The organism is Alcanivorax sp. (assembly GCF_019431375.1).
Classification (GTDB): domain Bacteria; phylum Pseudomonadota; class Gammaproteobacteria; order Pseudomonadales; family Alcanivoracaceae; genus Alcanivorax; species Alcanivorax jadensis_A.
Window position 1 is genome coordinate 2,800,306 of the sequence record NZ_CP080267.1, and the last position, 13,459, is coordinate 2,813,764.

Below are 13,459 nucleotides of genomic sequence, written 5' to 3' on the forward strand. Positions count from 1 at the left end.
GTAGGCGCCATACGAGCATGGCGCCTACAGAGTGCGGCTTACAATTTCAGCTTGTTCAGGCCGCGGCTGATGGCCTGGCCCAGACCGGCTTTCACTGCCGGCCCGATCAGCGGCAACTTGCCTTCAAACTCGATCACGTAATGCAACTGGCTGCCACCATCACCACTTTCTGAAAAGCGCATGGTGCCCTTGTGATTCTTCAGCGGGCTGCCCTTGCTGATCTTGTATTCGATCAGCTCGTTGGGGACCACCTTGGTGACCGTTTCTTCGAACGGCGGCGCGATCAGGATGCGCATACGGCGGGTGGAGCCCACGCCGTTGGGGCTGTCGATGCCGGGCTTCACCCGCTTGATCTTGGCCGGGGCGAAAATCACTTCCAGGTTCTCGTGGTCACTGAGAAAGTCGAACAGCTTGTCCACGGAAAACGGGAAGGTCTTGGTAATCTCGATACGCTGCATGAAAAGCACTCCGCTGGGGCCCGGCAGCGGGCCGGGCAAGTCTCACACCGGCCTGGCCGGTAAACAGGATGTCGATTCTGACCGCTGCCCCACAACCTGCAAGGTTAAATCGGGCCATAGGAGAAAGCAGCCCGGCGGGTTCTGTTTGAGTCATGCTTGCATGGCGAAGGCGTCAGAGCCTGTTCGCCATGCAAGCATAGCTCCTACGTAAAAATTAAGCCCAGCCCTCGGCCAGCCACCGGGTTACCTCCGCCGCCGGCATTTCCCGACAACCGCTGGCAGACTGCCCCGCCCACAACGGCGAGCAGTCCCCGCTCCCCTGCGATTCCGCTGCCGCGCGTAACGGGCCAATGGCATTACCCGCCAGCGGGAAGGCCGGTGCCGTGTCCGGCAGGGTGCCCAGGGTGTCCATCAGCCGGTTCACCATGCCCCGGGCCGGGCGGCCGGAAAATACCGTGGTCAGTGCGGTATGGCGGGCGCGGTCACTCTGCAGCCACTGCCGATGGATGCTCTTGGTGGTGGCCTCTGGGCATAGCAGATAGGCCGTGCCCACCTGAACCGCACTGGCACCCAGCGCGCGGGCGGCCTGGACCCCTGCGGGGGTGGCAATGCCGCCGGCGGCGATCACCGGAAGGGAAATGGCGTCGCAGATTTGCGGCAGCAAGCTGAAGGTGCCCTGCTGCCGGCTGAGGTCGTCGCTGAGGAAATGGCCACGATGGCCGCCGGCCTCCAGCCCCTGGGCAATTACCGCATCGGCGCCATGCTCTGCCAGCCAGATGGCCTCTTCCACCGTGGTGGCGCTGGACAGCACCCGGGCACCGGTGGCCTTTACCCGCGCCAGCAAAGCGGCTTCCGGCAAGCCGTAATGGAAGCTCACCACCGCAGGGCGATACTGTTCCAGCATCGCTGCACAGTCCGCGTCGAAGGGTTGTCGTGACGGGCCACGGGGGATCGCCGAGGTATCCGCCGCAAATTCTTCATAGAAGGGCTGCAGGGTTTCCACCCAGCGCTGCTCCCCGTCCGGGTCCGGCGTCGGTGGTGTATGGCAGAAGAAATTCACATTCCAGGGTTTGGTGGTGGCAGCGCGGAGTTGCGCCAACTGTTCTTCCAGTCCCTGCGCATTGAGCATCCCCGCCGGAACCGACCCCAAACCACCGGCTTCACACACCGCCGCCGCAAGGCGCCAGTCCTGCACACCCGCCATGGGGGCCTGGATCAGGGGAAGGGCTGTGCCAAACAGGGAGGGCATGGACGGCTCCAGTCGTAATCACGGGAACAGCAACGCTAACCGGAAACCGGGTGCGCTGCTACCGCTGTCCGAGGGGTGGAAGTGTGCGAGGTGTTATTGCTGAGCAATACGGGATAAATGCTGGCGAACGATCGGAGTGCTATGACTCGTCCACTTCCCGACGCTCCCTTTCATAGTCTTCGTAGGATTTGCTGGCCCGCTCCATACAGGCATCGTATTCCGACAGCGGCACCTTGTCGCACTGGATGCGATTGTTGAGCTGGATATTGTCATAAACCGCCTTCTGGCTGCAGGCGGTCAGAAATGTCATGGCGATAAAGAGCAGTGTTTTTTTCACAACAGGGGCTCCTTCAGGCCTCAATCCGACCCGGTTTTCTTCAATGCGGCTTGCCCACTCACCTCGGCACTGCCGATCCCGCGGGGGTCGCTGGCGGCGGTGACCTCATTGCTGTCCTTGCGCCACAGGATCGCCTGCATGTTGCCGTAGTCGCGGCCGGTGGAAACCACATGGTGGCCGCGCAGCATCAACTCCTTGGCGGCGTCGCTGCCGACAAATTCCGGCTCCGCCTGCACTTCATCGGGCAGGTACTGGTGGTGGAAGCGGACCCGGTTGACCCAGGCGTCCACCGGCTGGTTGTTGGCCGCTTCCAGCACGCCGAGCATGACCATGGTGATGATACGGCTGCCACCGGGGGTGCCGAGGATAGCCACGCGGTCGTCGAATTCCACGAAGGTGGGCGTCATGGACGACAGCGGGCGCTTGCCGGGGGCGATGGCGTTGGCCTCGCTGCCCACCAGACCATAGGCGTTAGGGACACCGGGCTTGGCGGAGAAATCATCCATTTCGTTGTTGAGCAGCACGCCGGTGCCCGGGGGCACGAAGCCACTGCCGAACGGCAGGTTGATGCTCAGGGTGGCGGCGACCCGGTTGCCGGCCTTGTCCAGCACCGACAGGTGGGTGGTGTGGAAACCCTCTTCCACGGTGAGCGGCTCGCCCAGGGTGTGGCTGGGGGTGGCTTCGTCCGGGTTGATGGTGCTGGCTCGCTGTTTGGCGTAATCGCTGCTCAACAGCTTATCCACAGGGATATCCACAAAGTCCGGGTCGCCCAGATAACGGGCCCGGTCCTGGTAGGCCCGGCGCATGGTTTCCACGATCAGGTGGGTGTCCGGTTCGCCATCGAACTGGCTGAGGATATTGAGGGCCTGGCCCATCACGATGCCACCGGCGGAGGGCGGTGGTGCAGAAACGATACGGGCATTTTTGAAGGTGCTCACGGTGGGTGAGCGCTCAATCACGTCGTAGTTGGCCAGGTCTTCCAGGGTCCAGATACCCCCGGCCTGCTCCACGCCTTCCACCAGTTTGCGGGCGACCTCCCCCTGGTAGAAGCCGGCCTTGCCCTTCTCGGCCAGCAGGGTCAGTACCCGGGCCAGATCCGGTTGCTTGATCACATGGCCAGCGGGGGGCACCTTGCCATTGTGCAGGAAGATGGCGGCGGCTTCCGGAAAGCGGTTGAGCACATCCTCACGGTAACCGGCGAGTTTGCGGTAGTGGTCTTCCACCTCGAACCCGTCCTTCGCCAGTCGGATGGCCGGGGCCAGGGAGTTCTTCAGGGGCAGCTTGCCGTAGTTGTCCGCCAGATGCACAAAGGCAGCGGCCTGGCCGGGGATACCGGCGGCGCTGGGGCCGTTCAGGGCCCAGTCACGCACCACCTTGCCATCGCGATCCTGGTACATGGTGGGGATGGCGGCGTCCGGGGCGGTTTCCCGGGCATCCACGAAGGTTTGCAGGCCGTCACTTTCCCGGTGCAGCAGCCAGAAACCGCCGCCGCCCATGCCCGCCGAGTAGGGTTCCACCACGGCCAGCGCTGCGGCTACGGCAATGGCCGCGTCATAGGCATTGCCGCCCTGCTCGAGGATCTCCATGCCGGCCTCAGTGGCCAGTGGGTGAGCACTCGCTACCGCGTTCTTGCCCGGCCCGGCGGCCTGGGCACTGACGGCGATCAGCAGTAGAAAGGAGAGCAGAATGCGCATGGGGTTCCTCCGTGGATGCGGATATTTTCTGTAGGAACACAGAGAGAGTGGCGCTCCTACAGGGGTTGTCAGCGTTATTATTATTGAGTGGCGATCCTGATGACGCGATCCAAGGCTACCGTTTCTGAACAGCCGGTACCCGCGACTGGTTCCGGTTCGCGGGGTTGGCCTGGCTGTCATGCCGGGGCTGACTGGCGTTGTCGGCTAACTTTATCCTTTCTTTCTTTCATGGCGTTTTTGCTCCAGCGCTTCTGCCACCAGCGGTGGCACGAAGTTGCTCACATCTCCGTCCAGCAGGGCGATTTCGCGGATCAGGGAGCTGGAGATAAAAGACAGGTGCTCCGCCGGGGTCAGGAAGACCGTCTCCAGTTCCGGGGCCAGTTGCCGGTTCATGTTGGCGAGCTGGAATTCGTATTCGAAGTCACTCACTGCCCGCAGGCCACGCAGCAGGATGTTGCCTTCCTCTTCCTTGCAGAAGTGAGCCAGCAGTTTGGAGAAGCCGGTGACTCGCACGTTGGGCAGGTGAGCCAGCACCTGATTGGTCAGGTCTACCCGTTCTTCCAGGGTGAACAGGGGGCCTTTCTTTTCGCTGGCGGCAATGCCGACTACCACTTCATCGAACATCTTGGCGGCCCGCTCTACCAGGTCCAGGTGGCCGTTGGTAATCGGATCGAAGGTGCCGGGGTAGATTACGCGGTTGGTCATGCTTGGCTCGCTCTGTCGCTGAATACCGTGCCCGGCCTGGCGCCGGGCACCCACAATGCCCGCAAGCATACCCCAAGCGTCTGCAAAGATGCAGGGTCAGGCCGGATACAGGTCGGGCTGATCACGTCGATATTGTTGGTACCAGCGGGCGCTGGCGGCGATCACCGCTTCCATGGCGGGGCGCGTTAGCCCTTGCTGTGCCAGGAAGGCATCGGTACTGGCAGTATCGAAGCGGGTGGGCTGGATAAAGTGCAGGGCCTCCGGCCAGGTGTTCATCAGTCGCGGCATGCCGGGCAGGCGCAGCAGGGCCGCCAGTACCGGGATCGGCAGATGCCGTTGCGGGGCCCGCCGTCCCAGAGTATTGGCAGCGATGGCCAGCAGGCCCTGCAAGTTGGGTGTGTCCGGATCCAGGGCCAGTAACCGTTGCGGCACGGTGTCGCTGGTGGCGGCAACGGCAATCAGTGCCGCCAGATGGTCCACGGCCACCAGCGGCAGCCAGTGCTCCGGGCTGCCGGGTACCATGGCCAGGCGCCCACTCGCCAGGTTGTCGAGCAGGGCAAACAGGGGCTGGGCAGTATCCAGGGTGCCGTTCTGGCTGTGCCCGGCCACGGTGGCGGGCTGCACCTCCACCAGATCCAGATCGCTGGCCGCCGCCAGGGCGCGCACCCGGATCGCTGCTTCCAGCTTGCTGGCTTCATAACCGCCGGCCCGGCGGTAGACGGCTTGCCAGTCCACTTGCTCTGGATCGTCGCCGGTGATCCCCAGCCGCTGCAGATGCTCCCGGTTTTCCAGCATAAAGCCACTGATAAACACCAGCCGGCTGCCATGGCGTCGGGCCAGCTCGGCCACCGCCAGGCTGCCGGCCACATTGGTGCGGTGGGCACTGTCCCGATCAAGCTGCCAGGCAAAGCGGGCACCCAGGTGAATGATGGCCCGGGGCGCGGGCAGATCCGCCGGCAGGCCCAGGCCGGGCAGATCCAGATCGCCCGGCACCGCCTGCAGGCGCTCGCCCTGCCCGCCCAGGGCATTCACCTGCTGGCGCAAGGCGGGGAGCTGGCTGTCCGGCTGGCGCAATACCGCCAGGATGTCATGGTGATGGCTTAACTGGGCGCAGACATGGCGGCCGATAAAGCCGCTGGCGCCGGTGATGAGCAGGGTCATGGCAGGTCTCCGTGATGAGGTATGCCACCACCCTAAAGGGTAGAGTATGCTCTAAGGTCAACAGCGAATTAAGGAGCCTCTGAATAACTCCTTGCACGCTTCAGTCTACGCTGAGTACGCAAGGAGTTATTCAGAGGCTCCTCAAGAGGCGGCCATGCAGATTGCCGAACTGGAACAGCGTACCGGGGTAAACCGCCACACCCTGCGCTACTACGAAAAGGCTGGCCTGCTGCAGGAAGTGGAGCGGCGCGGCAACAATTACCGGGACTACCCGGAAAAGGCGGTGGAGCGGGTGGCCATGGTGCGCCAGCTCAAGGTGCTGGGCTTTTCCCTGCGCGAGATTCGTGAGGTGCTCGATGCCTTGCGCAGCGACAGCATCGATTGCGAACAGGGTGCCGTGCTGATGGCGGAAAAGAAGGCAGCGGTGGACGACAAGATTCGCGAGCTGAAACAGGTCAGCGCCTTGCTGGGCCGGGAGCAGCAGCGGCTGGAAGACAGCGCGGCGGCATTGCGCGAAGAAGGACGCTGCAAGGGGTGATTGTTAGCACAGAGGGTGCAGGGTTCACGGAGGAAAAAGGTTCATGTGCGGTTACGGGAATTCAGACCTCTGACGTCCGACCTCAGACCCTGTACCACTCTCCCTCTAGTCTGTGATGAACCAGGATAAGCAGGCTGACGATGTCGATGCTGCTGGGTGTGAAGTAAACAATGTCGGGTGATTTTTCTCTTTCTGCGTTCCGTTTTTTTCAAAAGACCGTTTTGGTCAATGAATGGTGTTTTTGGTGAACACCCTTGCCTGACAATAGAGCACAAGCGCTGGAGATTTTGCCGAGCTCTGCTTAGCGTAGGGATCCCTTCTTCGTGCGGCTTCAGGGAGTCAATCATGGGCGCGTCACAAGCAAGCCAGAACGGCGTTAAAGAAATCAGTTTTGCGGCAGCTCAGCAGGCTGGTCGGGTATCCCCTGACGATGCGCTGGCCATTTATGATGCGCTGGAGCCGATTGAGACGGATTTCATGATCGGTGCCTGGAAAGGCGAAGGCTTCGAAACCGGTCATCCGCTGGATGGCGTGCTGGAACGTTGCCACTGGCATGGCAAGCGTTTTGACAGTGCGGAACACGTCCACCCGCTGGTCTTTCGCAAGGCGTCCGGCAAGCTCACAACGGTAAAGCCGTTGCTGGTGATGCCGGGGCTGGGGTTGCTCGACCGATTGCCGTTCCTGAAGTCAGAGCGCGTCGGAAAGGTGTTCCAGTGGATGCTGCCACTGCTGTCGGGTCGGCAGTCAGCTGCCCGCCTGCGCATGGTTACCTATCGGGGAAAAACCTCGGCCACCATGTCCTACGACAACCTGCCCATCAATGATGTGTTCCGCAAGGTGGATGACAACACCGTGCTCGGCATCATGGACCTGAAACGCATGAAGCAGCCGTTTTTCTTTGTGCTGCGTCGCGACGACCGCTGAGTCTTTCTGCCAGAATACCCCCTGAATAATAAGGAACGTCTGTGGGAGCGGTGCCTCCCACTGGGAAGATCGATTCGGGGGAAGGCGTATGGCCGAGTGGGCACCGCAATACAGCAAGGCTGAGCGTATCCGCCTGCTATTGTTTCATGCCGCCTGGGCTGTGCCGCTTTTCCTGCTGACGGAATTTTTCTTTTTCCCCTGGTTTGAACGCTATCTGGAAACCGCCCACTGCCACCGCTACGGGGCGTTCAATGGCCTGGAGCTGGTGCTCTATGGCCTGTTTATCGGCTTGCCGCTGGGATTGGCGCTGCTGGTGCTGGCCATCGAAGGCCGGCACAGTTTTCAGATATTGCGGCTGGGGCAGTTGCCCTTGCCCGGCGAAAAAGTGTTTCGCCCTACCCGCTATGTGTACGGCCATCGGGCGCGTATCAAACCGCTGATCTTTTTTCTGCTGGTCGTGTTTTTGTGTGGGGTGTCGGTGCAGGGGTTTTTCTGGGCGGATGCCATGATTGGCGAGCTGTCGCCGGACGTTAGCCGGTGCCTCGGCGTACCTGTCGCCTAGCGATACATTCTCCCGTAGGAGCGTCGCTGGCGGCGCGATTCCATGCGTTGGCTATCGCGCCGCCAGCGACGCTCCTACGGATAGGTGGGGATACCGGCAATTCAGGTTTTCCGCAGGATGTAGTTCGCCTTAGACTCAGTGCACCCTATGTGATGGGCTCAATAACCACTGTCCTCGGCGTCGCCGCTGAGCCGCTCACGGCGTTCCTGTTCTTCCTCGAACGCTGCCTTGATTTCTGCCAGCACGTCTTCCACATCGGCGATGTGCCCGTCGTCTTCCACATGCCCGGTAAGCTCGCTGTCCGGGGTCAGTTCGCCGCTTTCATACAGAGCCCAGATTTCCTGGCCGTAACGGCTGCCGCGCAGTGACGGGGCGTACTGGCCGTAATAGCGGGTCATGTTGTCCACGTCCCGGTAGAGCATGGCCTCGGCGCTGTTATTGGCGGCGGCATCCACGGCCTGGGGCAGGTCGATGATCACCGGGCCGTAGTCGTCCACCAGCACGTTGAATTCCGACAGGTCGCCGTGGATGATGCCGGCGCACAGCATGCGCACCACGTATTGCATCATCAGGGCATGATCTTCTTCTGCCTGCTCGGCGGACATCACCACCTCGCTGAGGCGCGGGGCCACATCGCCTTCATCGTCGGTGACCAGCTCCATCAGCAGCACCCCTTCGAGCATGTCGTAGGGCTTGGGCACGCGCACGCCGGCTTCTGCCAGTCGGCGCAGGGCATCCACTTCGGCGCTCTGCCAGATCTTTTCCTGCTGTTCCCGGCCGAACTTGGAGCCTTTCTCCATGGCCCGGCTGCGGCGGCTGTTACGCACCTTGCGGCCTTCCCGGTACTGGGCGGCTTTCTTGAAGTTCCGTTTGGCGGCTTCCTTGTAGACTTTCGCGCAGCGTATCTCGTCGCCACAGCGGACCACGAAGATATCCGCTTCCTTGCCACTCATAAGACGGCTGATGACCTCGTCGATGAGACCGTCATCTACCAGGGGTTGTAATCGTTGCGGGGTTTTCATGCCGCACTTATACCCTATTTGGCGTCCGGCTTCCCCTGCTACCTGAGGTTTTCGGGGTGAAATGGGGGGCGGCTACGATGGTGAAGGGAGCAACCCTGCCCCGTTGGGTGCCAACGGAGCAGGGAGGTTTCGGGCGGGTCAGGCTTGCAGCTTGTCCGCCAGGGCGGTGGCGTTGCGGGCGCTCATGCCGTAGATGGTGAGCTGCGGGTTGACCCCCAGGCTGGTGGGGAATACGGATCCGTCGATGACGTACAGGCCGTTCAGATACTTGTAGCTGCCATCGCTGTTCACCACACACCGGGACTCATCCTGACCCATGGCACAGCCCCCCATCACATGGGCGCTGCCCAGACCGGTGATGACAGGGTCATAGGCCAGCGTGTTGATGCCGTCCCTGGCCTCTTTCCAGCTGTTGTAATAGCCGGCATGGGCGTGGCTGGGACGGATTTTTCTGGCGCCGGCGGCGAAGTGCATTTCCGCCATGGTCAGGTGGGAGCGCTTGGCGCCTTCCAGCAGATAATCGTCAACGGGATAGTCGATGACCGGCTCGCCATTGTCTCGCAATTCCACATTGCCACCGGGGTTGTCGGCGTGGAAACCATCTCGCAACAAGGCGATGGAGGATGCCAGGTTCGGCAGCTGCTCGATTTCATTGCGGGCGTCGCCACCGTAACCGCCCATCAGGGCACCGGTCAGGCCCGGGTGCATGGGCATCATTTCCAGCTTGTAGCCCGCCGGGCCGTCCACGCCATGCTTGAACACGAACTCGTCGGAATACAGGGATTGCGGCGCGCCGTAATACGGCGCCACTTCCTGGTCGTAAATGCCGAAGGTGAAGGTGGTGGGGTGCAGGAAGGTGCGCTTGCCCACCCTGCCCTGGGGGTCCGGTGCCTCGGAACGCAACAGCAGGGCCGGGGTCTGGATGCCGCCGCCGGACGCAATCACGGTTTTCGCCTTGACGGTGACCGTGGCGCCGGTGGGCACCTTGTCGTTGTTGAGCGGACGCACTTCCACCCCGGTGACGGTATCGCCGTCGATAAGCAGGCGGTGGGCCTGGGCGCTGTGGATCAGGGTGGCGCCATTATTCATGGCGGCAGGCAGGGTGGTCACCAGCATGGATTGCTTGGCGTTGGTGGGGCAGCCCATACCGCAGTAACCGATGTTCCAGCAGCCTTCCACGTTGCGCGGGATCACCGCCCATTCCCAGCCCAAAGCGTCACAGCCTTTTTTCAGCACGTCGTTATTGGCGTTGGGGGGCATGATCCATTGGCTGATCTTGAGCCGTTCTTCCATCTTCTGGAACCAGGGGTCCAGATCCTTGCGCAGCAGGTTGTCCACGCCGAAGGTGTCCTGCCAGTACTGCAGGGTCTCGCTGGGCGTACGGAAGGAGCTGGTCCAGTTGACCACGGTGGTGCCGCCTACCGTGCGGCCCTGCAGGATGGTCATGCCGGCATCCTTGGTGGCGCGCATGGCGCCCTCCTGATACAGGTCCCGGTAGGCCTGGCCTTCGTTCAGGGTGAAGTCGTCGGAGCTCATCAGCTTGCCGGCTTCGATAAGAATCACCTTGAGCCCGCGCTGGGTGAGAATTTCCGCGCTGACACCACCGCCGGCACCGGTGCCAATGATCACCACATCCGCTTCCAGGGTGCGGTCAGCAGAAACGGTGCGCCCGTCGATCACATCCCAGCCATTCTTGATGCCGGTTTTCCACGGGTCGTTGATGCCCTTGATGGGCAGGGAAGACAGATCCTGCATGGCGTTGTCCTTTTATTCTTGGCTGTTGCAGAGGCAAAGAAAGGTCGATCAGGCGACAATTTTCTGCGGTGGTCCCGGGTAGCCGGTGCTGCGTGCGGCGTCGGGTTTCACATACCAGGCCATGAACATGGGTTGGGTGAGCCCCTTGAAGGCCATGCGCGACAGGCCGCGATCACTGGATGACCAGTGGGCCAGGGTCTGTTGCAGCTCGTCCTCGCTCTGCTCGGCAAAGCTGGCCCAGGTGCCGGTGATAAACCAGCGGGCAGCGCCCAGTTGCATCAGGTCGAGAATTTGAAAGAGGGTGGCACGGGTGCCGGGCATGGCCCCTTCCAGCAGGTCGTCGTAGGCTTTCATGCCGTCTTCGGCGCTGGCCCCCACATCGGTAAGCGCCTTGCCCAGCACGGCGCCGACCAGGGGGGTAAGCAGGTCCACGTCCTGCTGGCGAAAATGGCGATACCCTGCCGCCGGGCCGTCATTGCTGGAACAGCCGGTGAGCAGGGTGAGGCTGGAGCCGGTGGCCAGCAAGGCACTCCCGGCGGCGCCCAGCTTGAGAAAGCTGCGGCGATTGAGTCCCTGATCCATAGCGCACTCTTCTTTTTTTGTTGGTGGTTATCCGTAGGAGCGGCGCTCTCTGTGCTCTGCGAGTAGGCGGCGCGATAACCCAACGTATGGGATCGCGCCGCGAGCGACGCTCCTACAGAAAGGTGACGGCAAAAGTCCGCAGATACCCTTATTTCAAAAAGTACTTGTCGATCATCTTGTGCATGCCGCGGCCATAGGGCGGCAGGATGAGCTTGGTGGCGTTGAACTTGCCCTTCTTGTAGATGCCCTTGGCCTGGGAGAAGGTCAGGAAACCTTCCGGGCCGTGGTAGGCACCCATGCCGGAATCGCCGATGCCGCCGAACGGAATGTCGTCCACACCCACATGGGAAATGGTGTCGTTCAGGCAGACGCCGCCGGAGTGGGTGTTCTTCAGCACCCGGTCGCAGTTGCTCTGGTTCCAGTCGAAGTAGTACAGGGCCAGCGGACGGGGACGCTCATTCACGTACTCGATGGCATCGTCCAGGGTCTTGTAGGGCACCACGATCATCAGCGGGCCGAAGATTTCATCCTGGGCAATCTGCATGTCGTCAGTCACGTTCAGCACCAGGGTATGGGGGATTTTCTGGCTGCCGGTGAAGTCTTCGTTGGCCGGGTTGATCTCGACCACCTCGGCGCCCTTCTCGCGGGCATCCTTCAGATAGCCCTGCAAACGGCTAAGCTGGCGCGGGTTGACGATGGCGGTGAAATCCGGGTTGTTGACCATGGTGGGGTAGGACTGGGCCACCTGGGCTTTCCAGGCGTCCACGAATTCCTGCACCCGGTTTTCCGGGCAGAGGATGTAGTCCGGGGCCACGCAGGTCTGGCCGGAGTTCAGGCATTTGCCGAAGGCGATACGCTCGGCGGCGTCCTTCATGGGGAAGTCCTGGCCGATGATGCAGGGGCTCTTGCCGCCCAGCTCCAGGGTGACCGGAGTCAGGTTGGCAGCGGCGGCGCGCATGATGTGGCGGCCTACGGTGGTGGAGCCGGTGAACAGCAGGTGGTCAAACGGCAGGCTGGAAAACGCCTGGGCCACGTCCACTTCGCCATTGATCACGGCCACCTGTTCTTCCGGAAAGGTGTCGGCAATCAGTTTTTCCAGCAGCGCACCGGTGCGCGGCGTGGCTTCACTCATTTTGATCATCACCCGGTTGCCGGCAGCCAGAGCGGTAATCAGTGGTACCACGGCCAGCTGGATCGGGTAATTCCAGGGCACCATGATGCCCACCACACCCACCGGCTGATATTCCACCCAGGTCTTGCCCGGCCAGCTCAGTGCGCTGACGCTACGCTTCTGTGGCTTCATCCACTTGCGCAGCTTCTTGGTGGTGTACTTGAGCCCTTCCAGGGTGATCAACATCTCGGCCAGCTTGGTTTCGTCGGCGGCGCGGGTGGTGAAATCGTTGTTGAGGGCCTCGACCCAGGCATCCAGATTGTCCAGCAGCAGGGGCTTGATACGGCTGATCAGTTCGATGCGTTGTTCCGCGCTGGGGTAAGGGTGCTGGCGGTAAGCGGCTTTCTGGGCAGCGAAAATCTGCTGCATGCGTTCGACGTCGGCATTGTTGCTGTGGAGATCTTTCACTTCGGCGACCATGGTCACTTGCCTCCCGAGGCTTTTCATTATGTATGATGGCTAGACCGCCAGCCCTGGCTGGCGATCAAAAATTAACCTTGAGTCTGATTTTTAGAGTAATTACTCTAGGAGTCAACCTGCAGTAATGAAATCACAACATTTGGCCTACAATGACCAGCACCAAGGAACGGATCCTCAACACCAGCCTCACCCTCTTCAACCGCGAAGGGGAGCGCAATGTGACCACCAATCACATCGCCGAGGCGCTGGGCATCAGCCCGGGGAATCTCTACTACCACTTCCGTAACAAGGGCACGATCGTGGCGGCGCTGTTCGAGCGCTACAGCCAGCACCTGCTGACCCTGCTGGAAGCCCCCCAGGGGCCGCTGACCTGGACCATCAAGACCCACTATTTCGAGGGCTTGCTGGCCTCCATGTGGCAGTACCGATTCTTTCATCGTGATCTGACCCACTTCCTGCACGCCGACGCGGAGCTGGCCGCCCGCTATCAGGCCTTTGTGGAAATCGTGCTGGAACGGGGACGGGTGATTTACGGCGAGCTGCGCAGCAGCGGCATCCTGAAACTGGACGACGAACAGTTGCAGGGGTTGATGGTGAACACCTGGGTGCTGATGTCCTCCTGGGCGGCGCTGGTCCATGGCCTGCGCCCGGACGCGGCGGCGGATGAAGCCCTGGACGAATCCCTCATGCGCCACGGCATCTACCAGATCATCTGCCTGGAAGAACCCTTCCTGCGCGGCGAGACCCGCGAGCACCTGGAAGAAATGAAGGCCCGCTACCGGGCCGCGGATGATACCTCTACCCTGCTGCTCGGCCATGTGCCTGGGCTGGACAGAACCGGCAGCGAATAGCTGCCCTTCCCCGCTATTACTTCAAAAAAG

Annotated in this window: 14 protein-coding genes; 4 read left to right on the forward strand and 10 right to left on the reverse strand. The window is 61.7% G+C overall.

Annotated elements, in window-relative coordinates; all coding sequences use genetic code 11:
• Nucleotides 1–38: 38 nt before the first annotated feature.
• The 6 genes from KZ772_RS13055 to KZ772_RS13080 form a co-directional block, all read right to left on the reverse strand.
• Nucleotides 39–458, reverse strand: a complete 420-nt coding sequence (locus KZ772_RS13055; protein ID WP_365870247.1) for an SRPBCC family protein — start codon at nt 456–458, stop codon at nt 39–41.
• A gap of 214 nt (nt 459–672) precedes the next feature.
• Nucleotides 673–1,707 (reverse strand): nitronate monooxygenase, encoded by a 1,035-nt coding sequence (locus KZ772_RS13060; RefSeq protein WP_290536973.1) that lies wholly within the window; start codon nt 1,705–1,707, stop codon nt 673–675.
• A gap of 139 nt (nt 1,708–1,846) precedes the next feature.
• The gene (locus KZ772_RS13065; protein WP_290536974.1) at nt 1,847–2,044 is read right to left on the reverse strand and encodes a hypothetical protein; all 198 of its coding nucleotides are present in this window, start codon (nt 2,042–2,044) and stop codon (nt 1,847–1,849) included.
• Nucleotides 2,045–2,064: 20 nt separating this feature from the next.
• Nucleotides 2,065–3,738, reverse strand: a complete 1,674-nt coding sequence (gene ggt / locus KZ772_RS13070) for a gamma-glutamyltransferase (RefSeq protein WP_290536975.1) — start codon at nt 3,736–3,738, stop codon at nt 2,065–2,067.
• A 210-nt stretch (nt 3,739–3,948) separates the two neighbouring features.
• Nucleotides 3,949–4,443, reverse strand: coding sequence for a pantetheine-phosphate adenylyltransferase (gene coaD / locus KZ772_RS13075; RefSeq protein ID WP_290536976.1), 495 nt, complete (start codon nt 4,441–4,443; stop codon nt 3,949–3,951).
• Nucleotides 4,444–4,539: 96 nt separating this feature from the next.
• Complete coding sequence (locus KZ772_RS13080) at nt 4,540–5,604, reverse strand: SDR family oxidoreductase (RefSeq protein WP_290536977.1); 1,065 nt, start codon at nt 5,602–5,604, stop codon at nt 4,540–4,542.
• A gap of 154 nt (nt 5,605–5,758) precedes the next feature.
• Here KZ772_RS13080 and KZ772_RS13085 point away from each other — a divergent pair, with 154 nt between their 5' ends.
• The 3 genes from KZ772_RS13085 to KZ772_RS13095 all read left to right on the forward strand — a co-directional run bounded on the left by KZ772_RS13085 (nt 5,759) and on the right by KZ772_RS13095 (nt 7,628).
• Nucleotides 5,759–6,142 carry a MerR family transcriptional regulator gene (locus KZ772_RS13085; protein WP_290536978.1) on the forward strand — a complete coding sequence of 128 codons (384 nt, stop codon included), beginning with the start codon at nt 5,759–5,761 and terminating at the stop codon, nt 6,140–6,142.
• 345 nt (nt 6,143–6,487) lie between these two features.
• A complete protein-coding gene (locus tag KZ772_RS13090; RefSeq protein WP_290536979.1) occupies nt 6,488–7,066 on the forward strand; it encodes a DUF4334 domain-containing protein in 579 nt (192 codons plus the stop codon).
• Between the two features lie 88 nt (nt 7,067–7,154).
• A complete protein-coding gene (locus tag KZ772_RS13095; protein ID WP_290536980.1) occupies nt 7,155–7,628 on the forward strand; it encodes a hypothetical protein in 474 nt (157 codons plus the stop codon).
• A gap of 158 nt (nt 7,629–7,786) precedes the next feature.
• Here KZ772_RS13095 and KZ772_RS13100 read toward each other — a convergent pair whose 3' ends face one another.
• The 4 genes from KZ772_RS13100 to KZ772_RS13115 form a co-directional block, all read right to left on the reverse strand.
• Nucleotides 7,787–8,650 (reverse strand): PA4780 family RIO1-like protein kinase, encoded by an 864-nt coding sequence (locus KZ772_RS13100; protein WP_290536981.1) that lies wholly within the window; start codon nt 8,648–8,650, stop codon nt 7,787–7,789.
• A 138-nt stretch (nt 8,651–8,788) separates the two neighbouring features.
• The gene (locus KZ772_RS13105; protein WP_290536982.1) at nt 8,789–10,405 is read right to left on the reverse strand and encodes a GMC family oxidoreductase; all 1,617 of its coding nucleotides are present in this window, start codon (nt 10,403–10,405) and stop codon (nt 8,789–8,791) included.
• 48 nt (nt 10,406–10,453) lie between these two features.
• On the reverse strand, nt 10,454–10,987 hold the full coding sequence (locus KZ772_RS13110; protein ID WP_290536983.1) for a twin-arginine translocation signal domain-containing protein: 534 nt from the start codon (nt 10,985–10,987) through the stop codon (nt 10,454–10,456).
• A gap of 148 nt (nt 10,988–11,135) precedes the next feature.
• A complete protein-coding gene (locus tag KZ772_RS13115) occupies nt 11,136–12,578 on the reverse strand; it encodes a coniferyl aldehyde dehydrogenase (protein ID WP_290539483.1) in 1,443 nt (480 codons plus the stop codon).
• A gap of 149 nt (nt 12,579–12,727) precedes the next feature.
• On the opposite strand from KZ772_RS13115, the gene KZ772_RS13120 reads away from it, so the two are divergent.
• On the forward strand, nt 12,728–13,429 hold the full coding sequence (locus KZ772_RS13120; protein WP_290536984.1) for a TetR/AcrR family transcriptional regulator: 702 nt from the start codon (nt 12,728–12,730) through the stop codon (nt 13,427–13,429).
• Nucleotides 13,430–13,459 lie beyond the last annotated feature (30 nt).